General features: G+C 61.3%; 16 protein-coding genes. 5 read left to right on the top strand and 11 right to left on the bottom strand.

The genetic code is table 11. The features are described from left to right. Positions 1-43: 43 nt before the first annotated feature. Together BSY16_RS24520 and BSY16_RS24515 are read left to right on the top strand one after the other, a co-directional pair. A complete protein-coding gene (locus BSY16_RS24520; RefSeq protein WP_069062424.1) occupies positions 44-2,005 on the top strand; it encodes a hybrid sensor histidine kinase/response regulator in 1,962 nt (653 codons plus the stop codon). 86 nt (positions 2,006-2,091) lie between these two features. Beyond that, a complete protein-coding gene (locus tag BSY16_RS24515; RefSeq protein WP_150130135.1) occupies positions 2,092-3,630 on the top strand; it encodes a sensor histidine kinase in 1,539 nt (512 codons plus the stop codon). 12 nt (positions 3,631-3,642) lie between these two features. On the opposite strand, the gene BSY16_RS24510 is transcribed toward BSY16_RS24515, so the two are convergent. The 4 genes from BSY16_RS24510 to BSY16_RS24495 all read right to left on the bottom strand — a co-directional run bounded on the left by BSY16_RS24510 (position 3,643) and on the right by BSY16_RS24495 (position 14,242). Further along, positions 3,643-4,185 carry a DNA-3-methyladenine glycosylase gene (locus BSY16_RS24510; RefSeq protein WP_069062422.1) on the bottom strand — a complete coding sequence of 181 codons (543 nt, stop codon included), beginning with the start codon at positions 4,183-4,185 and terminating at the stop codon, positions 3,643-3,645. A gap of 279 nt (positions 4,186-4,464) precedes the next feature. After that, positions 4,465-4,716, bottom strand: coding sequence for a YMGG-like glycine zipper-containing protein (locus BSY16_RS24505; protein WP_069062421.1), 252 nt, complete (start codon positions 4,714-4,716; stop codon positions 4,465-4,467). 475 nt (positions 4,717-5,191) lie between these two features. Then, positions 5,192-13,822, bottom strand: coding sequence for a GH36-type glycosyl hydrolase domain-containing protein (locus BSY16_RS24500; protein ID WP_069062420.1), 8,631 nt, complete (start codon positions 13,820-13,822; stop codon positions 5,192-5,194). 168 nt (positions 13,823-13,990) lie between these two features. Then, positions 13,991-14,242 (bottom strand): DUF1488 family protein, encoded by a 252-nt coding sequence (locus BSY16_RS24495; RefSeq protein ID WP_069062419.1) that lies wholly within the window; start codon positions 14,240-14,242, stop codon positions 13,991-13,993. 420 nt (positions 14,243-14,662) lie between these two features. On the opposite strand from BSY16_RS24495, the gene BSY16_RS24490 reads away from it, so the two are divergent. Continuing rightward, positions 14,663-14,932 (top strand): hypothetical protein, encoded by a 270-nt coding sequence (locus BSY16_RS24490; RefSeq protein ID WP_069062418.1) that lies wholly within the window; start codon positions 14,663-14,665, stop codon positions 14,930-14,932. A 595-nt stretch (positions 14,933-15,527) separates the two neighbouring features. On the opposite strand, the gene BSY16_RS32550 is transcribed toward BSY16_RS24490, so the two are convergent. From BSY16_RS32550 to BSY16_RS24480, 3 genes are all read right to left on the bottom strand, one after another. Then, a complete protein-coding gene (locus BSY16_RS32550) occupies positions 15,528-15,668 on the bottom strand; it encodes a hypothetical protein (RefSeq protein ID WP_171902481.1) in 141 nt (46 codons plus the stop codon). A gap of 292 nt (positions 15,669-15,960) precedes the next feature. Then, positions 15,961-16,548, bottom strand: coding sequence for a hypothetical protein (locus tag BSY16_RS24485; RefSeq protein WP_069062417.1), 588 nt, complete (start codon positions 16,546-16,548; stop codon positions 15,961-15,963). 128 nt (positions 16,549-16,676) lie between these two features. Next, positions 16,677-17,087 carry a hypothetical protein gene (locus tag BSY16_RS24480; RefSeq protein ID WP_069062416.1) on the bottom strand — a complete coding sequence of 137 codons (411 nt, stop codon included), beginning with the start codon at positions 17,085-17,087 and terminating at the stop codon, positions 16,677-16,679. 523 nt (positions 17,088-17,610) lie between these two features. Here BSY16_RS24480 and BSY16_RS24475 point away from each other — a divergent pair. Continuing rightward, a complete protein-coding gene (locus BSY16_RS24475; RefSeq protein ID WP_069062415.1) occupies positions 17,611-18,927 on the top strand; it encodes a glucoamylase family protein in 1,317 nt (438 codons plus the stop codon). A 41-nt stretch (positions 18,928-18,968) separates the two neighbouring features. Here the strand turns inward: BSY16_RS24475 and BSY16_RS31720 are convergent, their stop codons facing one another. After that, positions 18,969-19,193 carry a transglutaminase-like domain-containing protein gene (locus BSY16_RS31720; protein WP_286157351.1) on the bottom strand — a complete coding sequence of 75 codons (225 nt, stop codon included), beginning with the start codon at positions 19,191-19,193 and terminating at the stop codon, positions 18,969-18,971. 174 nt (positions 19,194-19,367) lie between these two features. Continuing rightward, positions 19,368-20,081 (bottom strand): carboxypeptidase-like regulatory domain-containing protein, encoded by a 714-nt coding sequence (locus BSY16_RS24470; protein WP_069062414.1) that lies wholly within the window; start codon positions 20,079-20,081, stop codon positions 19,368-19,370. A gap of 663 nt (positions 20,082-20,744) precedes the next feature. On the opposite strand from BSY16_RS24470, the gene BSY16_RS24460 reads away from it, so the two are divergent. Beyond that, on the top strand, positions 20,745-21,179 hold the full coding sequence (locus tag BSY16_RS24460) for a pyridoxamine 5'-phosphate oxidase family protein (protein WP_069062412.1): 435 nt from the start codon (positions 20,745-20,747) through the stop codon (positions 21,177-21,179). A gap of 24 nt (positions 21,180-21,203) precedes the next feature. Here BSY16_RS24460 and BSY16_RS24455 read toward each other — a convergent pair whose 3' ends face one another. Next, positions 21,204-22,667: a UdgX family uracil-DNA binding protein gene (locus BSY16_RS24455; RefSeq protein ID WP_069062411.1), complete on the bottom strand. Its 1,464-nt coding sequence runs from the start codon at positions 22,665-22,667 to the stop codon at positions 21,204-21,206. Further along, positions 22,667-23,896 (bottom strand): putative DNA modification/repair radical SAM protein, encoded by a 1,230-nt coding sequence (locus BSY16_RS24450; RefSeq protein WP_069062410.1) that lies wholly within the window; start codon positions 23,894-23,896, stop codon positions 22,667-22,669. Before BSY16_RS24450 ends, BSY16_RS24455 begins: the two co-directional genes overlap by 1 nt. Positions 23,897-24,119: the final 223 nt, after the last annotated feature.

Below are 24,119 nucleotides of genomic sequence, written 5' to 3'. Positions count from 1 at the left end.
CCACCTTCAACGTTTTCTGTGGTTGGCTTTATGGGGAAAAAAGATGGTTGGAGACGAGGGATCGGCCTTTGCCGGGGAGGACCGGTATAAAGTGCTGGTCGATGCAATCACCGACTATGCCATCTACATGCTGGATCCGCAGGGCAATATCGTCAGCTGGAATGCCGGCGCGAGCCGTTTCAAGGGGTACGAGGCAGGCGAGGTCCTCGGCACGCATTTTTCCCGGTTCTACCGTGCAACCGACCGCGACAAGGGCCTTCCCCTTTTCGCCCTGACGCACGCCGCTGAGAAGGGCCGCTTCGAAGACGAGGGCTGGAGGGTGCGCAAGGACGGGTCCGAATTCTGGGCGCATGTCATCATCGACCCCATCAGGGACAATGCCGGCAGTCTCGTCGGCTTTGCCAAGATCACCCGCGACCTGACCGAGCGGCGGCAAGCGGAGGAGCATCTTCGCAGAACGGAGCAGCAATTCCGTCTTCTCGTGCAGGGTGTCACGGATTACGCGATCTATATGATGGATGCCGACGGCCGGGTTTCAAGCTGGAACGCCGGCGCCGAGCGCATCAAGGGCTACCGCCCGGGCGAGATCATCGGCAGGCATTTCTCCCACTTCTTTCCCGAGCAGGACCGGCTTTCCGGTATTCCGGACCATGCGCTAGACATCGCCCGCAACGAAGGCCGGTACGAATCGGAAGGCTGGAGGCTGCGAAAGGACGGCACCCGTTTCTGGGCAAATGCCATCATCGACGCGATCCGCGACGACGATGGCGCGCTGATCGGATTTGCCAAGATCACCCGCGACATAACGGAAAAGCGCGATGCACAGGCAGCCCTTGAACTGGCGAGAGAAGAGCTTTTCCAGGCGCAGAAGATGGAAGCCCTCGGCCAGTTGACCGGCGGTGTCGCGCATGACTTCAACAACCTCCTGATGGCTGTCCAGGCGAGCCTCGACCTCCTGAAGCGCCGCATCTCGCCCGCACCCGAAGCCCAATCACTGATCGACAACGCCCTGCAGGCGACGCGCCGCGGCGCCTCTCTCGTCCAACGGCTGCTCGCCTTCTCGCGTCGCCAGGAACTGGATTTCGAGTCCGTCGATCTGTGGAGCCTTATCCGCGGCATGACAGATATGCTGCAACGATCCATCGGCCCCTCGGTCATGATCGAAACACACTTCCCCCCGAACCTGCCGCCTGTTCGCACGGACCCGAACCAGATGGTGAATGCGCTGCTCAATCTGGCGATCAACGCGCGCGATGCGATGCCGGACGGCGGGCGCCTTTTCATCGGCGCACGCCTGGAAGCCGACGGAACCAAAAGCCATCCCGACCTGCAGAAAGGGGCCTATCTCTGCCTCTATATGCAGGATGAAGGACAAGGCATGGATCCCGATACGCTCAGGAACGCAGCGTCGCCCTTCTTCACCACCAAGGGCGTCGGCAAGGGTACCGGGCTGGGGCTTTCCATGGTGCAGGGATTGATGGCGCAGTCCGAAGGAAAGCTCGTGCTCCAGTCCAAATCGGGCGCCGGCACCACCGCTGAGCTGTGGCTTCCGGTCGCCGAAGCCGGGGCCACGGCCATCGAGTTGGCAAGGAAGGAGGTGCCAACCGCACCTCCAGTGCCCAAAGAGATCCACCCGCTCTGCGTGATCGCCGTCGATGACGATCCACTCGTGTTGATGAACACCGTCATGATGCTGGAAGATATGGGCCACATCGTCTGTGAAGCCAGTTCCGGCACGAAGGCGCTGGCATTTCTGGCCGAGCGGACGATCGATCTCATCGTCACCGACCAAGCCATGCCGCAGATGACCGGCTCCCAGCTTGCCGACATCGTCCGCGAGCGCTGGCCGGACATTCCGATCGTCATCGCCACGGGCTATTCCGAATTGCCCCCGGAGGCGCGCGCCGATCTGCTGCGCCTGTCGAAGCCGTTCAGCGAACGCCAGCTCGAAGACATCATACGAAGAGCCGTGTCCGGGGACCGCCAGCAACCGTCACCTTCTTAAGATAGATGACCGGCCCGGTGGGTTTGACAAAAAGCAGCGACACACCCAACCCTTCTCGTTAAGATCGATGCACTTGGGGGATAGCAGTGCTGCGCGGGCTGAACATTCATTTCACGCTGGCAAGAGCGGCTGCGATGATCATCGTTGCGATGTTCGTCTCGCTTGTCCTCATGCTCGGCCTGTGGCTCAACACGAGCTATCGGGATGCGGTCCGCCGCACCGAGGAGCGGGCGGTCGCCGCCTCCAAGATCGTTGCCAGCAACGTGTCCCTGCTCGATTCTCTGGCACGTCAGGCCCTTCAGCGCATCGACGAGACGCTTGGCGAGAACATCGTACCGCCAGCATCCGCCAAGGTGCACAACATCGACGAGGCGGTCGCCGACCTGCCGGGCCAGGTCAAGGCCTATGTGGTCGATGATACGGGGCTGACGCTTTATTCGACCGATCCGATGGTCAAGCCGATCAGCATTGTCGACCGGCCGTATTTCTCGGAGCTGGAAAAGGGCGCCAAGAAGCACATTTCAAGCCTGCTGATCAGCCGCCTTAACGGCGAGCAGATCTTTGCCTTCAGCCGCAGGCTGGAGCGGAACGGCCGTTTTGCCGGTGCCGCCGTGGTTTCCTTCGAGGTGAAGGTGCTGGCCGATGTCTGGGAGGCCGTCGATCTCGGCCCGAACTCCACCGTCAGTTTCGTCCGCTCAGACGGCCAGCTCGTCGCCCGCTACCCGCTTGCCGACGGGCCGCTCGACATGAGCAAATACGTGCTCTTCACCAATTACCTCCCCAAGGCCGCGGCCGGCACCTATGACGCCATCTCGCCCGTCGACGGCGCCCACCGCATCGTCGCCTATCGAACCGTCGATGGTACCGGGCTGATCGCGCTCGCCTCCGCGGACTACGATTTCGGCATCCAGCGCTTCTGGCGGGATGTGACGGTGGCGGTCTCGGTGCTTATTCTCGCAAGCGTCAGCCTCCTTGCCGCCGGCCAGTGGATCCGCCACCTTCGACAACGCGATGCCGCGCAGTCCCAGCTGCTCCGCAATGCCCTTGCGGACAATCAGTTGCTCCTTCGCGAGATCCACCACCGCGTCAAGAATAACCTGCAAGCCGTCCAGAGCGTCATCCAGCTGCAACGCCTGGCCCCGGATATCCAGCAATCGCTGACCGATCGCATCTCCTCCATGGTCGCCGTGCATGAGCAGATCTACAGGCATGATGAATTTTCTCGCCTCCGTGCACGGGACCTGATGACATCGGTGACGGAGAAACTGATCACCGCCTATGGCGCGCCCGTGAAAGTGGATTACGATATCGACGAGCTTGCCGTCTCGGCCGACAACGCCACCCCACTTGCCCTGCTGACAAGCGAACTCCTGACCAACATTCTGAAATATGCTTTTCCGGAGGGCCGCGAAGGCCGGATTTCCATCGCACTCAAAGCTGTCGGGGAGCGACGAGCCCGACTTACCGTCCACGACAACGGCATCGGCTTTGATCCTCAAACCATAAAGCAGGGCATGGGAAGCCGCCTGATCCGGGGCGTCGTCAATCAGTTGAACGGCACCCACATATTTGACGGAAGCAATGGAACGACCTTCACCGCGGAGTTGGAGATCGTGGAGATCTAGGCACGCCAAGGGTCAGATCGGCCTGCTCAAAGAAGGCGACCCTTTCACGGCGAAACGCCAGGGGCGTTCGGCAGCCTTACTGATCCCGATACGGACACCGCTCGCCGATACAGGCGCCTCGGATGGGGGTTTCAGGGAAAAAGGTGCGTGGAAAACCGAAAGCCCGTTCATGCCGACGGTGACGCCGAGTGCCTTGCACAGATTGCCCGGCCCGGCGCAGAGCTTGCGCGCTTCGGTTATGGACCGCCGCTCCATCATCGCCCCAAGCCCGTGCGTCGGCTCCAGAGCGCGGATGAGCACCGCGCTACCCCGCTGGCAGACGATGTTGAAGCACCAGTGCAGGCCATAGGAGCGATAGACATAGGCGCGGCCCGCTTCACCAAACATCGCAGCGTTTGCCGCCGTCTGCCCGCGAAAACTATGGGATGCCTCGTCGTCCTGGCGATAGGCCTCAGTTTCCACGATGCGCCCTCCCGCGCCATCGATCAGCAGGCGTGCCCCCAGGAGATCCACGGCGACGCTGACCACGTCACGTGCGAAGAAACGTTCATCCATCCTGCAACCCGTCGTCAAACCATGTGATCGCGCATCGCCAGATTGCAGTGCACCACGGCTGGCACTATGGGTGCGAGGAGCCTAGCCAAAGTTCGCACATTCCAAATCGGCTGGCATGCTTGCGTGCGCAACAAACTAACCTTTACAGATATGTTATGGGCTCGATGCGGATAGCCCTAGCATTTGCGCGATCACCGCTCCTTTCACGACCGCGCCCGCTCGACGCGGCCGCGGAACGACGTCGGGCCACAACCCAGCACTTGAAGGCTACGGTGACAGTCAGCAGCGATCGATATAGCGATTGCCATAACGGTCGCGGTAGTAGCACTGGCCGGGTTGGTTAGCGACATTGCCGATTAGGGCGCCCGCCACTCCGCCAACTGCTGCGCCGACCGCTGCACCACGAACGTTGCCGGTCGCGACCCCTCCAACGACTGCGCCGGTTGCCGCGCCGATACCAGCGCCACGCTCCGTCGCAGTGCATGCCGCCAGCGACAGCCCCATGCAGGCGAGGATGATGATCTTCTTCATTTGAGCCTCCTGATGTTTACCGTCGTAAAAACTCACCAAACTTGACCTTTGTTCCAATGCGATGCGTCTGAGGCAGAGCCAGCGATGGCCAGGCGGATTGTCTGACTCCGTAAAGCAAGTTTGACGACGGTGTATCGCGCAGAACCTTCCAGCACCTTTCCATTTCACTAGCGCGGGCTGTGTCGATGGGAACCTGGACATTGTGAACTTCCGCATTCTCCCCATGGCCAGCGCCGGCAGGCCAACCTCTAATCGTCTAAAGGGGGTGAAGATTTGACGCCGATAAAGGGTCCACATTCCGCGCCGATTGACGATCAGGTGATGCTCATGCTTCAATGCAACTTGTCAAAACCATTTCCGGCACCATCGCCCTCAGTCAGCAGATCCTCCTCATTTTCGGACAGGGGGACTTTGGTGCTTCTTCAATGCCCTGGTAGTCAGCAAGCGCACTCGACATTCATATGGTTGGCTTTCCTCACCGGTACCCCTGGATAAGCAGAGTGTGGTCACGCCCATCAAGGGGCGCGTGCACTGCTGTGTCCGCATAAGGCAGCATCGAGCCATCCAACGTTGCGCAGGGCGAGCCACCCGCCCAATCCGCTGTTCTTTCCACGCGGATATCGTATCGGGTTTCGCCCATTCTGAGTGTCACCTCGAACTGCGGCCATGACTTCGGCAGGCAAGGCTCTATGACGAGGACTGCGCCTTCCTTGCGCAGGCCGAGGATGCCCTCGATGCCGGCGCGGTACATCCAGGCGGCGGAACCGGTATACCATGTCCAGCCGCCACGCCCGACATGGGGGGCGATCGAATAGACATCGGCGGCGACCACATACGGCTCGACCTTGTAGCGCGCTGCCGCCTCGGGCGTGTTTGCATGAGTGATCGGATTCAGGAGGCCGAAGAGATCATGTGCCTTGTCACCCTCTCTCAGCCGGGCGAAGGCCAGGATGGCCCACATGGCGGCGTGGCTGTACTGGCCGCCGTTCTCCCGCAGGCCGGGCGGGTATCCCTTGATGTAGCCCGGATCGCGTGGGGTGGTGTCGAAAGGTGGCGTGAAGAGGAGGGCGAGGCTGTCCTCCTTGCGGATCAGGTGGCTTTCCAGCGACGCCATGGCGGTTTTGGCCCGTTCGGGATCGGCCGCTCCTGACAGGACGGCCCAGGATTGGGCGATACTGTCGATCCGGCACTCATCACTATCCTTCGAGCCCAGCCACGTGCCGTCGTCGAAGGTGGCGCGCCGGTACCAGGCCCCATCCCAGGCTTCGCGCTCGACAGAGGTTTTGAGCGCTGTGGCACGCGCTTTCCAGCGCGCCGCGCGGTCACGGTCACGGGTCTCGGCAAGCGGCACGAACAGGTCGATCGTGCGGATCAGCAGCCAGCCGAGCCATACGCTTTCGCCCTCCCCGCCCTCGCCCACCCGGTTCATGCCGTCGTTCCAGTCGCCGGTGCCCATCAGGGGCAGGCCATGCCTGCCGGTGAGCGCGATTGCTTGGTCGAGGCCGCGGGCGCAATGTTCGAAGAGGGAGGCGGCCTCACCGGACGGCGTCGGCTGGAAGAAGGCGTCATGCTCCCCTTCACCGAGGGCAGGACCGTCGAGAAACGGTACGCTCTCGTCGAGGATCGCCGCATCGTCGGCCGTTGCGATATAGGTCGCGGCGGCGAAGGCGAGCCAGACCCGGTCGTCGGAAATCCGGGTGCGCACGCCGGCGCCCGAATGGGGCAGCCACCAATGCTGCGTGTCCCCTTCGGCAAATTGCCGTCCGGCGGCGCGCAGGATATGCGCACGCGTCTCCTCCGGTCGGGTGAAGGCCAGCGCCATGCCGTCCTGTAACTGATCGCGGAAGCCATAGGCACCGCTTGCCTGATAGAAGGCGGAGCGCGCCCATATCCGGCAGGCGAGCGTCTGGTAAAGCAGCCAACCGTTGAGCATGATGTCCATCGCCCGATCCGGCGTCCGGACCTGAATGGTCTCAAGGACCGTTTGCCAGTGCCCGGCAACCTCTGCCAGCACCGCGTCCAGGTCTGTGGCGCGATAGCGGGTAACGAGTGCGCCGGCCTCCTCGACTGAAGCGACCTGGCCGAGGAAGGAGACGATCTCGACGCTTTCACCGGCGCCGAGTTCGATCATGCATTGCAAGGCCGCGCACGGATCAAGGCCCGCGCCGACCTTCGCACCGAGCGCTACTCGATCTCTGAGGGCCGCGGGCATTGCGGGGCTGCCATTGCGCCCGAGGAATTCCGCACGGTCGGCGGTCCAGGCGGTCTGTCGTCCGCCAAGATCGGCAAAGGCGACACGGCCGGGAAAGGCCGTGGCCCAGCGATTGCGGGCAAGGATCGCCCCTGTCTCGGTGTCGAGAGAGGTCGATACGAAGGGTCCATTTGCCCCGCGTTGCGTGCCCAGCACCCATTCGGCATAGCTTGTGACCGACAGGCGGCGCGGCCGGGACGAATGGTTGGTGAGCGTCAGCCGCGAAATGCGGATCGGGTCGGCGAGTGGCACATAGGAGAGCAGCTGGCTTTCGATGCCGTGCGCCCGGTGGCTGAAGCGGCTATAGCCGAAGCCGTGGCGCGCCACGTACCGCCCCGCATCCCGGATCGGTTGGGCCGTCGGGCTCCAGAGGTCGAGTGTGTCCTCGTCGCGGATATAGAGCGCCTCGCCGGACGGGTCGACGACCGGATCGTTGGACCATTGCGTGATCTGGTTCTCGCGGCTGTTGTCGGCCCAGGTATAGGCGCTGCCGTCGCTCGACACCTGGAAGCCGAAGGCAGGGTTGGTGATCACATTGATCCACGGCATCGGGGTCGTCGAACCACCTTCCAGGACGGTGACATACTCCTTACCGTTTGCGCCAAATCCCCCCAGTCCGTTGAAGAACTCGAGTGCTTCGGGTTGGGCCACCGTTTCGGCCGAGGGCCTCGACTGCAGGCGGGTGACCAGCGGAACCGCCCGCTCGACCACCCCGGACAGACGCGCGAGCTGGTCGACGATCAGGCCGCGGTGGGCCGCCAGAACGACGCGCGCGGTCGCGCGCAGCAGGTTCTTCGTGTCCTGGTTCAGGAAGTCGGCGCGCAGCACGTACACCGCACCCTGTGCCGGAACATCGCCGAAACGGGGGCGGGACTGGCTGGAGCGGACGGCCGCCTCTATGGCGTTTTGCAGGTCCTGCACATAGGAGGCACCCCGCTCGTTGACGATCACCAGATCGACGGCAAGGCGCTTGATGCGCCAATATTCGTGGGCACGCAGCATCTGGCGCAGCTGAGGAAGGTCCTCGACGTCGTCGATGCGGAACAACACGATCGGCAGGTCGCCCGAGATGCCATAGGGCCAGAGACCGGATTGCGGACCGGCACCGGCGAGAATGGCGTCCGAGGCTGGGCGGAAGCGCGGATCGGCATAAAGGATGGGCGCCGCCAGACGCTGGAAGTCCGCCGCCTCCTCGAGATCCACGGCGAGATGGTGAAGCTGCACCTGCGCCTGGGTCCAGGCCAGCGTCTTCGCCCGCTCGAAGGCGCTCCTGTCGTGATGTTTGTCGATGCGTTCGAGAAGCTCCTCCCGCGAGCCTGCGACGATCGTCCAGAAGGCGACCCGCGCCACCTTGCCAGGGAGAACCCTTATGCTGTGGCGCAGCGAAAAGATCGGGTCGAGCACCGTTCCCGCGGTGTTGGACAGCGCCTGCCCGTCATGGATGGCGGCGGCGGTGGCCATGGAGCGGTTGCGCCCGAGGAAACGGGCGCGGTCGGATTCGTATTGCGGATCGGCGATCGCATCGCCCTCGACCACGGCGAAGTGGGCGGCCCAGATCTCGGGTTCCGCGGGCGTCCGGCGGCGGCGCGTCGCGATGAGCGCGCCGTATTCGGCGAGATGTTCGGTCTCGACGAACATCTTGGCGAAGGCGGGATGCGCATTATCGGTCGCCGTGGTGGCGAGCACCAGTTCGGCGTAGGAGGTCAGTTCGATGTCGCGCGCCCGTCGCCCGCTGTTGGTGAGGCAGATGCGGCGTACCTCGCCGTCGTCCTCTCCCGAAACGATGACATCCATCTCCGTCGTCAGCGTATCGTCATGGCGGATGTATTGCGCATGGTCCTCCCCGAAGACCACCGAAGTCTCGGCCCTGTCGCCGGTCGCCGGTGCGACGGGGGAAAAGACCATGCCGCTCTGCATGTCCCTGAGGAAGATGAAGGCACCACAGTCGTCGAGGGTTGCATCCTCGCGCCAGCGCGTGACGGCGATGTCGCGCCAGCGGCTGTAGCCGCCGCCCGATGCCGTCACCATGACCGCATAACGGCCGTTGGACAGCAGATGCGTCACCGGCGCGCCGGCGACGGGCAATTGCAGTCGGCGAACCGATGGCGCGGGGTTCAGCGAGATGCCGGCAGACGCCTTGACCTCTTCTGCCCGCGGGCGGGCGATCGCAACATCGCGCGGCATACGTTCCGACAGCAGCAGTTCGCTGGCCATGATCATCGGCTCGCGGTGGAACCGGCTGCGCATGCGCCCGTCCTGCAGCAGCACGGCGATGGCGACGATGGTCATGCCCTGGTGGTGGGCCATGTAGCTGCGGATGACTTCGACGCTCTCGTTTTCAGGCAGACGGGCGCGGGTGAAGTCCAGCGCCTCGTAGAAACCGTGCACGCCCCGGGCACCCAGTGCCTCCAGGCGCTTGTAATTATCGAGTGCCGCATGGGGATCGACCATGGCGGCAAGGCCGGTGGCATAGGGGGCGACGACCATGTTGCCCGACAGCCCGCGCTTGAGGCCCAGTCCCGGCACGCCAAAATTGGAATATTGGTAGGTGAACTCGATGTCGCGCGCATTATAGGCCGATTCCGATACGCCCCACGGCACATCCCGCGACCGCCCATAGTCTTCCTGGCGCGCCACGATCAGCCGGTTGGTGTCGGCAAGCAGGCTTCCCGAAGGCGCGCGCATCACCAGCGACGGCATGAGGTATTCGAACATCGAGCCCGACCAGGAGATCAGCGCCGACCCGCTGCCGAGCGGCGTGGCCGCCCTGCCGAGGCGGAACCAGTGCCGCGTGCTGATATCGCCCTTGGCGATGGCGAAGAAGCTCGCAAGGCGCGCTTCGGAGGCCAGCAGGTCGTAGCAATTCCGGTCGAGGCCGTTGTCGGCGAGCGAATAGCCGATCGACAGCAGCTTCCTGTCCGGATCGAACAGGAAGGCGAAATCCATGTCGAGCGCCATCGAGCGGGCCGTGTCCGCAACCGCCTGAAGCCGCTGCTTCAGGGATACGGCATCGTCATGCAAGGCCTGCCGGTCGCGCGCCGCCTGGGTGACGGAGCGTGCGAGTGCGGCAATCCAGAACAAAAGCTCGGCGGTCGTACCGCTATCGGCAGGTCCAGTCTGCTGCGCCAGCTTCAGCGCCTTGTCGAGAAGGCGTGCCAAGGCGGGCGTTGTGGCCTCGATGGATTGCGGGCCGCCCAGCAGGGTTTCGATCTCGTCGAAAACCGATGCGAGGCCGGCACTCTGTTTTCCGGGTATCTCGGCAAGCGCCATGCGGGAGAGCGCCAGCGTATCACGAAAACCCTGGACATTTTCAGCGGGGGGCGCCTCGGCCCATTCCTCACAGGCATTCGCCAGCGCGATCAGGTGGCCGGCGAGATTGCCGCTGTCGACCGACGACACATAGGCCGGTTCGAGGGTCCTGAGATCACGCGTATCGTACCAGTTGAAGAAATGCCCGTTGAAACGGTCGAGCCGCTTGAGTGTCGTGAAGCTCGCTTCCAGCCGTTCGAGCGCTTTGAGGGTGCCAATCCAGCCAAAATCGCGGGCGGCAACCGTTGATAGGAAGTAGAGGCCGATATTGGTCGGCGAGGTGCGGTGTGCGATGACCGGTGCCGGTGTTTCCTGGAAATTGTCCGGCGGCAGCATGTTGTCCGTCGGCGTGACGAAGGTTTCGAAAAACCGCCAGGTGCGCCGCGCAACCAGCCGGAACTGTGCCGCATCGGTGTCCGAAAGCACCTTGCCCGGTCTTGCCGTCGGGGACCGACTGACCCAGAGCGCGATGGCGGGTGCGGCAAGCCAGAGCAGAGACAGGACCAGTGCTAGCGGCCAGGCGGCCGGCGAAAACGCAACGGCGGCCGCCAGCAGGATCAATGCCACAACCGTGCCACCCGCCATATCGTGGTAGAAACCGGCAAGGGTCAGTCGCGTGCGTTTTCCGGAGGTTGCCGCGGTCGTCCATTCCAGAAGTTTCCGACGTGTTACCAGCATCCGGTAGAAGGTTCGAACGATGGCATCGCTGTTGCGCCATGCCTGATCGGGCAGGAAGGCAAGGCCAAGCGCGGTCTGCATGGCAGCCAGCTTGATGTCGGTAGCCAGCCTGATCGCATGGCTGTTCAGTTGCAGGCCGCTGCGCCGCGGCAGAATGGCGAACAGCACTGGCAGGAAAGCGGGAATGGCGATGCTGGAGGCGAGCATCAACGCACCCACTATTCCCGCCTGCAGCGGCATCGCGCAGCAGGCGACGAGGGCCAGAAACGTCGACGGCGCGATCAGGGTGCGGCGCAGATTGTCCAGCATTTTTCCACGGCCGAGCGCAGGAAGCGTCCATTTTCCAAAAATCCAGGGCAGCAACTGCCAGTCGCCGCGCGTCCAGCGATGCTGGCGCCGGGCCGCCACGTCGTAGCGCGAGGGGAAATCATCGACCACCTCGACATCCGAGGCGAGCCCCGCCCGCGCGAACGTGCCTTCGAAAAGATCGTGACTGAGCAGGGTATTGTCCGGGATGCGCCCGGCAAGGGCGGCCTCGAACGCATCGACGTCATAGATGCCCTTGCCGGTGTAGGAGCCTTCACCGAAGAGGTCCTGATAGACATCAGAAACGGCTGCAGCATAGGGATCCATGCCGCCGGGGGCCGAAAAAACCCGCTGGTAGAGCGAGCCTTCACGCCCGACGGGAAGCGACGGGGTGACGCGCGGCTGGATGATAGCGTAGCCGTCGACGATGCGCTGTTGCCCGATGTCGAAGCGCGGCCTGTTGAGCGGATGCGCCATCTTGCCGATCAGCCGCAGGGCCGTATCGCGCGGCAGCTTCGTGTCGGCATCAAGGGTGATGACGTACCGTACCTCCGGCGGAACGGTCGGCGGTTTTCCCGCAAGCATCATGAAGCTGGTGTCGGTGGCGCCACGCAGCAGGCGGTTGAGTTCGTGCAGCTTGCCACGCTTGCGTTCCCACCCCATCCAGACACCTTCGCTGGCGTTGAAGCGGCGCCTTCGGTGCAGTAGCAGAAAACGATCACCGGCCGGGCCGGGGCCATGGCGAACGTTCAAGTCGGCCATGGCCGCGACGGCGAGATCGAGAAGTGCGGCGTCGCCTTCGACGATCTCCTGTGACGCATCCTTGCCGTCGGTCAGCAACGCGAAGCTCAGATCGCCGCCAGCACCGGACAGATGATGGACCTCCAGCCGTTCGATCTGCTCCAGCAGGTCAGCGCGACTGCTCAACAGCGTGGGCACAACGACAAGCGTGCGCGACACCTGCGGAACCCCTTGCGACAACTCCATGCCCGGCAGGCCGACGGCACCGTGGCTCCAGCTCACGCAGCGATTGACGAGCGCAGTGGCGATGTCGGTTGCCGGCAGCAAAGCCAATAAGGCGAAGGAAACCATGGCGAGTGGGAAAAGTCCGAAGCTCGACAGCAGCATAAGGGCGAGCGCGAGAAGGAGCACTGTCACGAGGCCGATCGCCCCGACATAGGCGGCAATACCCACCCGGGCGACCAGGCGTCCGAACATCAGGCGCCGGGGCTGACGGAACCCGACGACACGCTCGAGGGCAGGCCGCCCTTCCGCGATCAGGTGATAGCCCGGATCGGCCATGCGTTCGGCTTCCGTCGCGGCGATGCCCTCGACCGGTGCTTTGCGCGCGGCCTCCAGCGCGTGGCCGGCAATCTCAAGCTCCGACATGTCCGAGCCGCGCGCGAGGTCCTCGATGGCGCTGCGATAGAGATTGCGTGTGGCGAAATCCATGTGGGCGAAGCTGCCGTCTGTCGTCAGCCGCGTATCGACGAGGCTGACGCTTTCAAACAGGTCGGCCCAATCAACATCTGAGATCAGCCGCATGCTGGTAATGATGTTGCGGATCGTGACGTTGGAAGCGCCCTGGCGTTGCTGGGCATGGCGCACGACGGCATCGACCGACGTTCCCTGCCGGGCGAGCCGCATCTCCAGCCAGCCATGGGCCGGCGTCGTGCTGGGATCCTGGTCCCGTAGGCGTTTGGCAAGCTGAGCCGCCAACAATTCAGGCAAAGGATCGTCCGACATCTTCTGAAGCACATCACGACCGGCGTCTTCCGCAAGCAGCCGGTCGGCCAAAGCGTCGGCCTCAGCACGCATCCTGCGCCCGGCAGTGATCTGGTCGGCCAGTCGTCGCAGGTTTTCCACGAGCACGATGCGCAAGGTAATCGCCACCGCCCACAGTTCCCCGATCGTCAGCGGCTGGATCTTCTGATAAGCGCAGATGAACCGGACAAGCGTCTCCGGGTCGAAATGGCTGTCGGTGTGTGCGACGAAGGCCCAGGCGATGCCGAACACCCGCGGATAGCCGGCGAAGGGACCCTCGGCGAGCTTGGGCAGTTGCCTGTAGTAGTTGGGTGGCAGATCATCATGGATCTCGCGGATCTGCTGTTCGATAAGATGGTAGTTGTCGAGCAACCATTCCGCTGCCGGCACGACGCCGCGCTCGTTCTCGACCTCGAACGCACTGGCGCGGTAGGCGGCGAGCAGGACAGCCGCATTGTTCTTCAATCGTTTGTGCAAGGATTGGACGGAGGGCGGCCACCGCGTCACCGGTTGCGCAAGCGCGAGTGTCGCGGCGTGCTGTTCGAGCCGTTCGATGCCGAAGAGTTCTTCGCGCACCGGTATCGGGTCGTTCCACGGCGATCTCGACGTCCGGTGAAAGCGGAAACCGGAAGTACGCTTGGCGACCTCGCCTTTTTCGCGGTGAGCGGGCAGCTCTTTACGAATGGGTTTGGCGCCCGTATCGGGAGTGGGGGACCGCTCGGCGACGAGCTTTTCCGGCAGGACGAGGGTTTCCGAGTGGCCGCTATCTTCGATGTCGTGCTCTTGGCCTCTGGCCATTATCATTCCTCGCCCGGATACGGCCGAACAGCCGGCCGGGCATAGCCCGACGGTCGGTTTTGACAAATCGATCTGGGATAACAACCGGTATGACCCGGCAGTTCCGCTACATATTCATCGACACTGGCGGCAGGGAACGAGCGCCAAAGCGCGCCCTACGTCCGAGCGTCAGCCGAAGTCCGCACGCGTCAGGACGTAGGTTGTTCGACGGGCGCCGGAATAAGCCCGGCGCGCAGCCTTGTAGATGGCAACCCGGGCGGCATCGAAGGCGTTCAGGTAAGCGGCTTCAGACGTTGCAGCCGGAAAAAGATCCGCCCCCGCGAAGAAGGGAATTTCGAACATGCCGTCATGGCCGATGAAGCGGATGCGCTTGCCCGCCTCCTCATAGCTTCGGCTCTGGTTCGGAAAACTCAAGCTCATGGAAAACTCCTGAAAATACACCGTAGGCCTGCCCCTTCAACACGAAGAAACACCCATCCAGCGCTATGAAAACCGATACGCATAAATAAAATCGAAAGAATGATAGCCGCCATCTCGATATCCTGGCCTCACTCTAAGATTTAACTGCCAACAATAATGTCAATTAGAATTGGACGCGCGTAAACTTGCGCGATTTACAATTAAGTTCATCATAGCACGAAACCAAGGGTTCCGATTTTTTATTTATCGCGGAGGAAATTATTCGAGATTTATCGATTTAAATTCGCAATTTCATTTACTTTTCATAAGGCATCATCTCCACCCCGGTCACGGCTAAAAACGCTCCAGTAAGCGTTATGCGCTCGGGATTTGGCTTTGCGGACGCGCTGTAAAGCTGGTCGTCGCGGCACGGCTGCCTCGATGATCGGCCATATCTCCGGCATAGACGGCGCGCCATTGAATTGGATCACCCAGTTCGACCTGCGAAGTGTGGCTTCGGCCTCCGCTTTGACCCAATCGTCGACCCTCGCCGTCACCAGCATGGATATGGTGATCCTGATACTTAAGGGACCAGATAATGGTGCCGGATTCCCAAGGACGATTCTTCGCCAGGTTCTCCGTGACGCAAACTACCAAAGCGAAAATCTCGCGGAGGCACCGGCCCAGAGAACGAAAAAGCGCGCAATTTAGTACGGCTCATCAAATCCGCGACGATCGACCCTGCTTAGTATCCACGCTCCCGATCGTCGCTACCTCGTGACCAGAATTCGGGCATTGACGTTTGGGACAATGAGGGCGACGCAACGGAGTTCGGAGCAAGACTCCCTATGACGTGAAAGCAAAAGTACTACGAGCAACCATGCCCCACGCCTAGTCCAGCACGCGAGGGCAGTCCGATACGGATGTACGACGGCTAAATGTCGCATTTTGCACTGCAAGCATCGTAACGGTTCAGCTCCGCGTTTGGAAAGAGCGCCTTTGGCAACCGACCCGGGAGTCGAACCCGCGCGAAATCGCTCTGGTCATGATGGTGATCGCGGTGGCCGCGCCTTGTTTGTATTGCCGCCAGGAACTGCCACGAAAAGGCGGACACGTCATGGAAGACTATGCCCAACGGATCTAAGGAATGGCCAGAACCAACCCATCCCATCCTCGCACGTAAACATACGCCGTGCCGATGCCACCCGACACCATCTATCGGGCTGCCCTCGCCGCTGTGCTTCTGGCAATCTGCAACCCATCAACCCGTAGCAAGCGGCACACCTTGCATACACGCCCTACCGATTCAGTTCGCGGCCGGTAACTTCGCTGTCTTTGTTGGTGACTTCGTGTCGCCGGGGTCCTTAGCATCCTTCGGCTTGATCTCGCCAGATAGCCGCTTGCGTGCATCCTTCCCCGCGACAATCACACCTTTTTTCTCAGCCATCGTGACCTCCTTCGGTTCAAGCAACAACTCTATGTGCGTCGATTAGGTTCCTGACGAGACTTTCGGTTCTTCCCACTGAAACTGACGGAGGGTTGCCATTCTCCTACCGCCGCGAACGGACCTTTTCGGCTTCCGGGCCAGCAGCTGGTCAGCGCAAAGCAACGAACATTTGAAACCTATGCGTATACGGTTTCCGTAGGCGGTCATCCGCTCGCTTGCCTGGCCACGCTCGAGCGAAAATCGAAAGCACCCTTTTTATCTGCGTGTTCCTGACCGCAGAGCACCCTTGGCCTTAAGTGCTTGAACCGCCAAATCGCTCCAACATCTTTCGAAGCTGAGCGTTCTGCTGCTTCAGTTTCTCCGCCAAGTGGCGCGTCAAAACCCGAATCTGGACATCAATTTCGGCAACTTCGATATGGATGGTGTCTCCCATAGATCTGGTCGGCGTCTCAACATTACTCACAGCATGGACCGTTTGCTTCATCGATTCGGTTGCGACTCGCCTTCCGCCTCGCCTGGCTCGCGTAGCCGGTTGTATATTAATGATCTCTGCCGTCTTGGCTTTTTTGGTCTTTCGAGAAGCGCCGCTACTGGATTTTTTCGTCGGCCGCGTTGCTACCTGATCGACAGCGACCGGATTCGGGAGGGGGATGATGTCGTCGCGTTCGACAGCCTCAAAAGCCCTTTGGCCAACCGGCTCAACATCTTCGGTCCGAGGTTCAAGGAAAGGCCGAATCAACGATGGTGGCGACAACGGTGTCTTCCCGTCATCAGCGACATCCACCTGGCGCGCAGGCTGCTCATTGGCCAAATCTCGCGGTTCCCCCGTCGGCCGGTGACGGAAGATCAGTTCACCAATCATTTTCCAAGGTGACTTCATTGCGCTTCAACCTTCAGTGTCCGCAGCAAGAGTCGCGTATTCCACCTCTGGTTCGCTCTAAATCGGAGGGGCATGGCGTGTTGCAGCATCTGCAGCCGAACTGGTTCGGCTGCAGATACGCCTTCACATCAGTTCAGACCGAGCCGTTTGCGCAGATTTGCATTCTCTTCGCGTAGTTTTTCGGCAAGGGTTTTCCGAAGACGCTTGTTCTCTTCTTCCAACTGTAGGAGCTCGGCCATGTCGTCCAGAACAGGCGCAGGTCCGGTCGCTAAAGCCTTCGTAGACTTAACGGCCGCAGGAGCCTTTTTGGCCCTCGCTTTAATGGGCTTCTTTGCGATCACTGCAACTTTGGCATCGAGATCAACATTTGCGACGCGCTTCTTGCGTTGGTTTACGATGGGTGCAATGTCTAGCGGAGCGCTCTTCGCCTCAGGGGCGATTTTCGCACGCCGAGGGGCGCGCTCTTTCTTCAGCGCCGGCGCGGTCACTTCGGCCGATGCTGCTTCACCTATTTCGATCGTCTTGTCTTCTTCAGCCATAAGCTTAGCCCCTTTATGCTTTAAACTTCTTTGTCCGTCAGGCGGGGGATCAAGTCAAGATCTACGCATTTCGGCGTGACAAGCGGATCACTGGATTAGCAAAAGGCAAAATGACTCTAGGTGTCTGCATTGTGGGTGCCCTTGATGAGGTACCCACAATGCAAGCGGACATGTGAGGCAATTTGGTTCTGCCTTGGCACCGAAAATTGGCATGATGGCATGCAACTCGGGCACCGCGTTCATAACAGATGCGATCATCGGCGCAGCCACCTACAATTAGCCTCGTCGGCCGGCGACGCCCACGTCGCCTAGAGCACCAACAGCCAGCAGACATACCAGGCACCGGAAAATGCCTCGGGGCCGAACATCTGCCGAGGGTGTGGAGCCTACGCCCACACGGTCGCCAGCCTGCCGGCACACCTGGCCCGCTCACCGGCAACCTGCCGTCCGAACGATGACATCTTCCACACCTGTTTCATCGAGCTATCTGGTTGATCGTAATGGCTTGGCCTATTGTTCTTCCATGACCCCACCAACAGATCATCGCCCATGGCGGTTATCCCGATCCGATGACGAATGCCTTGATGTGGTCCAGAAGCAGACATTCCGCTACTTCTGGGAGGGCGCGCATCCGACAAGCGGGCTGGCGCGTGACCGACAGAAGACGACTGGCGACCCCGCCAATGACCTCGTCGCCATCGGCGGTTCGGGCTTCGGCATTATGGCAATCGTTGTAGGCGTCGCACGTGGGTGGGTCTCGCGTTGTGACGCCGTCAACCGGCTCGACAGGATGCTCTCGTGCCTGGAACAGACGCCGCGCTATCACGGAATGTTCCCGCATTTCATCGACGGACGAACCGGAAAAACCATTCCCTTCAGCCGGAAGGACGACGGCGGCGATGTGGTCGAAAGCGCGTTGCTGTTCCAAGGGCTCCTCTGCGCGCGTCAATATTTCGACGACGGCACAACTTTGGAGCGAGATCTTCGCCGTCGCATCGACCGACTTTGGCGTGAGGCGGAGTGGGGCTGGTACAGGCGGGATGGCGGCAACCATCTCTACTGGCACTGGAGCCCCCGCCACGGATGGGCGATGAATCGCAGGATCATTGGTTGGAACGAAGGTCTGTTGGCCTTTGTGCTTGCCGCCGGCGCTCCAGATTACCCAATCGACGCCGACGTCTATCACGACGGATTTGCCTCAGGTCCTGGTTTTCGCAACGGACGAAGCTACCACGGCGTGGAGCTTCCGCTCGGCATGAACTATGGAGGCCCGTTGTTCATTTCACACTATTCCTTTTGCGGCCTCGACCCGCGCGGGCTGTCGGATCGCCACGCCGATTACTGGCAGCAGAACCGACGCCATACCCTCGTCAACTACGAGCATTGTCTACGCAACCCATTCGGGCACGCGGGCTATGGGCCGGACTGCTGGGGATTGACGTCCAGCCACGGGCCGAGAGGCTATGTGGCCCACGCGCCCGATAAGGATATCGGCGTCATTACCCCGAGCGCGGCCCTTTCGAGTTTCCCCTACACACCGGAAGAGTCGCTCCGCGCGCTGCGCTCTTTCCTCACCAAACCGAGGCACCGCATATGGGGCCGATTCGGTTTCGTCGATGCTTTTTGCGAAAGCCGGAACTGGTATGCTCGGACCTATCTTGCAATCAACCAGGGGCCGATCGTCATCATGATGGAAAACTTTCGGACCGGGCTGCTCTGGGACGTCTTTATGAAATCGCCGGAAATCCGCACCGGACTGTCCAGATTGGGCTTCAACAGCCCGCATCTGTCGCGGGTCCCCAGCGCTCCCGCTATGCTTCAGGCGCAACACGAACTTTGACCTCCATGGCGATGAAATCCCCCACGCGCCGATACAACCGCCTATGACCGGCATGATCTGGCGATCGCTGCGGGCGACCGCCACCGGGATGAGATTGGCGCCGCCATCCGGCGATGGGTTGGGTCAAAAGTGTTCCATCCCACGCCGGGAAGATAGAATCCTGTCCCAGGCATGGGTCGAGTCGGAACCGTACGTGGACGCATCGGCATCGAATAGAAGCCTGAGACGGCACCCGCGCCGATGCCTAGATGACGAAACGCTTCAATGAACAGTGCGGCGATATCGCGACATGACCCGCTTGCTAGGAAGAGCGCTTCGCTCGAGGACGAGGGATATCCCGCAACGAAGCTTTAGCTGCGCTGCTCCGCGACTGACCGGTCGAGACAGGCTCGTGATACCAAGCATGAGTGAACAACCTTGCCAATGTCGCAAGGATGGGCTCAGGGCTTCACAGCCACCTGCATTTGGTTCCCGGAATAGCCCATCGTAAAGTTGTGCTCGACGGTTAGGGCGAAGACGTCACTTTCTCCCGGCCCCCATAGCGCGATCTGCATTGAACGACCTGAAAGACGAGCGGACGCGCGATACGCGCCAAAAGGGATTCCGGTGACGACAAGGCCTTCGCCGGTCGAGCGCACCGTCTTAACGTACGTGGCGCCCGTTTCGATGTTCACCAGCGTGATCTCGGTACCACTAAGGTCCGTGTAGTCCCTGATAGCATTGTTGACGACGACAATTCCAGCATTGCCGTAGGGCATGTCGTCAGAGATTTCGACAATTCCTACGGAAAAGTTTCGGATCGTGTCGGCACTCCCTGTGAAGGTAGAGGGATCGCTGCCCACAGCATCGACGTTCACCTCCTCGTCACCATTCACGATCACCTGATAGGCATGCGCGGAATATTCGCCCCGAGGCAAATAAGTGGTGTCAAGCGTGTAAAGCCCATTGGGCCCAGACACTGTTTCTGCCTTGATGCTTTCACCATACCCCGTAAGTTGGTCCGAATTGAAGGTCTGGTACAAGACCTCAACATGGACGCCAGCCACCGGCTTGCCTTGATCATCAACGACTATACCACTGACCGAGCCTGCGAGCGCATACGATGTGCCCAATAGGGGGGCTGCAAGGTAAAGGCCGAACCGCTTCAACTGCATTTTTCTCTCACTCTGAATAATTTCGACAAGAGGGTTCGATAGGCCGTCATCTCGCGAACCACTCGTGGCGTCTCAGCCTGGAGTAACGAGCCAACCGCGCCTCGCGCATGCATCCATTGCCGGCTCATAGTTTCGGTGCGCGTCCCAAACGGCCCCATGAGCGCGATGACTTCGCCGGTAAAATTACGGCAACTGATTTGGCGAGTACGTCGAAATTTTCCGTCGCGGTTGCAGCATGCTGCAGTACCCTCCGTCAGCGCGATCCTGCGATGCCCCGAACGTATACGTCGCACTGACAAAGAGGCGTAACCTCGGTGACAGGGATAAGGATCGAAGTGTGCCGGAGACGGCGGGCGCCAAGGCGCTTTTGAAAGTGAGCGACACGTCAATGGATATACTTCAGGGAATGGGGCAGCCCACTGCCGCATGGAAGTCCCTTGTGAAGGCAGAGGTGGCGTCTTCGAATGCAATCGGCTTATGAGTGACCCAGTATAAATCCGCGGAACCTTCCAACACCTTCTCCATTTCCTCTATTAACGAGGGCTGTGTCGATCGCACGAGAAAACATGGACATTGTGGTTTTCCGCCTTCTCACTACGGCCAGCGAAAGGCACTCAAGCGCCTACGTGTACGCGTCTCACTCTTTTGCGAAGGTTCTGCGCCATGTCCGAGACTCTGCTTGCCGATATCGCCCGAAAGCTGAAGAAGATCGACTTCTGCATGATGTCGACCCACGGAGGATCGGGGGCTATCACCAATCGCCCGATGAGCAACAATGGCGATGTCGAGTACGATGGCGACTCCTGGTTCTTTTCCTTTACCGATACCAATAAGGTCGCCGATATCGGCCGTGATGCGCACGTAACGCTGTCCTTCACGGAACCGCCGAGCCTGCTTGGAAAGCCCGGCATGTTCATATCGATCGAAGGCGAAGCAAGCCTCATTCGCGACATGGCTCAGTTCGGGGAGCACTGGGTACCTGATCTTGACCGCTGGTTCCCGCAAGGTGTTGAAACGCCCGGCCTCGTGCTGATCAAGGTCCAGGGCAAGCGCGTGCAGTACTGGGATGGCGAGGAGAACGGAACGTTCCAGCTTTGACGCAAGGCACACGTCGCCAGCTCACTATAGCGCCTCAAGCCTCTCCACCAACTGCCGAACATGCCTTATGTCCTCAACGAAGCGGGCCTGTTGGTACCGGCGTTCGGCCCCGTCCGGCACCCGGAGCAGGTAGGAAGGGTGGATGGTCGGGTAGAGCACGATATTGCCTTGCATGGTGAGCGTCTTGCCGCGCATTTGGTCAAGCGGCTTGCGCTCCCCGCTCAGCGCATAGAGCGCGGTGGCGCCCAGCGAAACGACAAGCCGCGGCTTGATAAGATCTACCTCCTTTGCCAGCCACCAGCGGCAATGGTCGATCTCTCCCTTGTTTGGCTTCTCATGGATGCGCCGCTTGCCGCGTGGCTCATACTTGAAATGCTTGACCGCATTGGTGAGGTAGACAGCATCACGGGCGAGGCCCGCCTCTTTCAGCGCCGCATCGAAGACCTTTCCCGTCGGGCCGACGAACGGGCGACCGGCAAGGTCCTCCTGATCACCCGGCTGCTCGCCCACCATCATCAGAGGGGCACTTTGCGGCCCCTCGCCGAAAACGGTCTGCGTTGCCATGCAATGCAGCGGGCAGCGTGTGCAGCCGCGCGCCTCCTCCCGCAGGGCCTCGATGGTCCCGGCTCCAAGAGGCTCGATCCTGGGCATGGCCTGCGCCGTTTCCTGAAGACGGTAGTGAAACAACGGCGGATCTTTCGCCGCCTGTTCGGCCATGGCCCGCACATTCGCCTCGGCATTGGCGATCATGCCGGGAATGAGATCCGCCTCCGGCAGGTTGCGCCAGTATTTCTTCGGCATTTCCGCCTGCATGGCTTTCAGCTTGAGGCGGGCCGGATTGAAGATGCTCGCATAATAGGTCCGCCAGAGATCGTCCGTCGGATCGCCATGACCAGGATTTTCGCCCGGCCGGGCGTCGAAGTTCAGCCTTTCGCCATCCCAGCTTGCCGTGCCGTTCGGCGTCGCGATGATCCAGTCCATGTCGGCAAAGCGCCCGCGGAAGAAGGGTGCAGTCCGGGCGACGACGAAATGGGAGGGCTCGAACCAGGCGAAGAAGCGCCGCCGACCGTTCATCTGGCCGGCGATCTCCTTGAAGCGCACGAAAGCCGTCATCTTGTGGCCGTCGCGTTTGACGTTCTTGGCAAGCAGCCGTGCCCAGGCGACATCCGGGTCCGAGTCCAGTTCCAGCAGGTGGCGGTCGGATTGCAGCCGCCACAGCAGCCTGTAGAGCAGGTGGAAACGGCCGGGCTCCGTGTGACAGACGACTGCCTCGGCCAAGGACAGGAACGCGGGCGGCACGGTGAGCGGCGGCGCACTCTCGTCGGGCTTCGGCAAATCCGGCAGCGCATCGGCAGCAAACAGTTCATCGCCTAGGCCACGGATGCGCCAATCCACCATGCGGGGCGAAATGCCGGCCGCGGCCAGGGCCCGCGCCGCATCACGCCACTCAGAGAAATCGCCTCGTCCGGAAAGCGGGATCGTCTGCATCAGAGCAACGAGAGTTGTTCCGGCTTCGGCGCGAAAAGCGCTTTCAGATCGGCGCGATCTGCGAGCCGCAGCGGCACCCAGCCCTCCGCCTCGATGAAGGCACGTACCTTGCGCAGCGAAACGCCGAGCCGCGCTAGGTCCTCGAGCCTGAGACGCCGGAACCGGCGGCTGGAGAGAATGGACGTGACCGTCTTCGTGCCGAGGCCAGGCACACGCAGCAGCCGCTCGCGCTCCGCCCGGTTGACGTCAACCGGAAAATCCTGGCGGTTGGCGAGCGCCCAGGCGAGCTTGGGATCCATGTCGAGATCCAGCATGCCGCCCGTCGCGCCGGTGATCTCCTCCACGCCGAAACCGTAGAACCGATAGAGCCAGTCCGCCTGGTAAAGCCGATGCTCGCGTACCAGCGGGGGCTTGATGAGCGGCAGCGCGCGGGAGGCATCGGGAATGGGGCTGAAGGCCGAATAGTAGACGCGCTTCAGCCCGTAGCCGCTATAGAGCCGGGCACTGGTTTTCAGGATTGTGGCATCGTCCGCGCCATCGGCGCCGACGATCATCTGCGTGCTCTGGCCGCCGGGAACGAAACGCTTGCGCCGCTTGGTCTGCAAGGTCGGGTCATCGGCCGCCTCGATCTTCCGGCGCAATTCCCCCATCGCGCGGCGAATTCCCTCGGGACGTTTTTCCGGCGCGAAGCGCCCAAGGCCGGCATCGGTCGGCAGTTCGATATTGAGGGAGAGGCGATCGGCATAAAGCCCGGCCTCCTCGATCAGTTCCGGAGCGGCATCGGGAATAGACTTCAGGTGGATGTAGCCGCGAAAACCGTGCACGGTGCGCAGGTCCCGCGCCACCCGCACCATCTCGCCCATCGTGTGATCCGGCGAGCGGATGATGCCGGAGGACAGGAACAGCCCCTCGATATAGTTGCGTCGATAGAATTCGAGGGTCAGCCATACGACCTCCTCCGGCGTGAAGCGGGCGCGCTCCACGTTGCTGGAGGAGCGGTTGATACAATAGGCGCAGTCGAAAATGCAGAAATTGGTGAGCAGGATCTTGAGGAGCGAAATACACCGCCCGTCCGGCGCATAGGCATGACAAATCCCCGCCCCTTCCGTAGAGCCCAGCCCGCCGGTTCGAGCGGAGTCGCGCTTGACTGTTCCGCTCGAGGCACACGAGGCGTCGTATTTGGCGGCATCCGACAGGATGGCCAAGCGTTGCTGCAGCGATTTCTTCATATATGTTCACTATATGTTCTTTCCTGTGTAGTCAATTGGAAAGAATGTTTCAGGGGAAGCGGGGCGGAGCACCGACCTCCAAAGATCATCGAAGCAGCATGCCGGCGCGGCAGATACACGATTAGGGTGTCAACCGTTCGATGCGGCCTTCGCGCTGAGCGTCTTGATGAGGATTAGTCCGGAAAGGCAAATGCAGATAGCGTTCGTCAGGATTGTCGGCCAC

The organism is Sinorhizobium sp. RAC02, assembly GCF_001713395.1.
Classification (GTDB): Bacteria; Pseudomonadota; Alphaproteobacteria; order Rhizobiales; family Rhizobiaceae; genus Shinella.
The sequence above is the reverse complement of the archived record's forward strand: the minus strand, read 5'-3'. Positions and strand labels throughout refer to the sequence as shown.

Excerpts from the sequence above, each read along its gene's own strand:
- BSY16_RS24520 (WP_069062424.1), top strand. The coding sequence starts at position 44 with ATGGTTGGAGACGAGGGATCGGCCTTTGCCGGGGAGGACCGGTATAAA.
- BSY16_RS24510 (WP_069062422.1), bottom strand. The coding sequence starts at position 4,185 with ATGGATGAACGTTTCTTCGCACGTGACGTGGTCAGCGTCGCCGTGGAT.
- BSY16_RS24505 (WP_069062421.1), bottom strand. The coding sequence starts at position 4,716 with ATGAAGAAGATCATCATCCTCGCCTGCATGGGGCTGTCGCTGGCGGCA.
- BSY16_RS24500 (WP_069062420.1), bottom strand. The coding sequence starts at position 13,822 with ATGGCCAGAGGCCAAGAGCACGACATCGAAGATAGCGGCCACTCGGAA.
- BSY16_RS24495 (WP_069062419.1), bottom strand. The coding sequence starts at position 14,242 with ATGAGCTTGAGTTTTCCGAACCAGAGCCGAAGCTATGAGGAGGCGGGC.
- BSY16_RS24490 (WP_069062418.1), top strand. The coding sequence starts at position 14,663 with ATGATCGGCCATATCTCCGGCATAGACGGCGCGCCATTGAATTGGATC.
- BSY16_RS32550 (WP_171902481.1), bottom strand. The coding sequence starts at position 15,668 with ATGGCTGAGAAAAAAGGTGTGATTGTCGCGGGGAAGGATGCACGCAAG.
- BSY16_RS24485 (WP_069062417.1), bottom strand. The coding sequence starts at position 16,548 with ATGAAGTCACCTTGGAAAATGATTGGTGAACTGATCTTCCGTCACCGG.
- BSY16_RS24480 (WP_069062416.1), bottom strand. The coding sequence starts at position 17,087 with ATGGCTGAAGAAGACAAGACGATCGAAATAGGTGAAGCAGCATCGGCC.
- BSY16_RS24475 (WP_069062415.1), top strand. The coding sequence starts at position 17,611 with ATGACCCCACCAACAGATCATCGCCCATGGCGGTTATCCCGATCCGAT.
- BSY16_RS24470 (WP_069062414.1), bottom strand. The coding sequence starts at position 20,081 with ATGCAGTTGAAGCGGTTCGGCCTTTACCTTGCAGCCCCCCTATTGGGC.
- BSY16_RS24460 (WP_069062412.1), top strand. The coding sequence starts at position 20,745 with ATGTCCGAGACTCTGCTTGCCGATATCGCCCGAAAGCTGAAGAAGATC.
- BSY16_RS24455 (WP_069062411.1), bottom strand. The coding sequence starts at position 22,667 with ATGCAGACGATCCCGCTTTCCGGACGAGGCGATTTCTCTGAGTGGCGT.
- BSY16_RS24450 (WP_069062410.1), bottom strand. The coding sequence starts at position 23,896 with ATGAAGAAATCGCTGCAGCAACGCTTGGCCATCCTGTCGGATGCCGCC.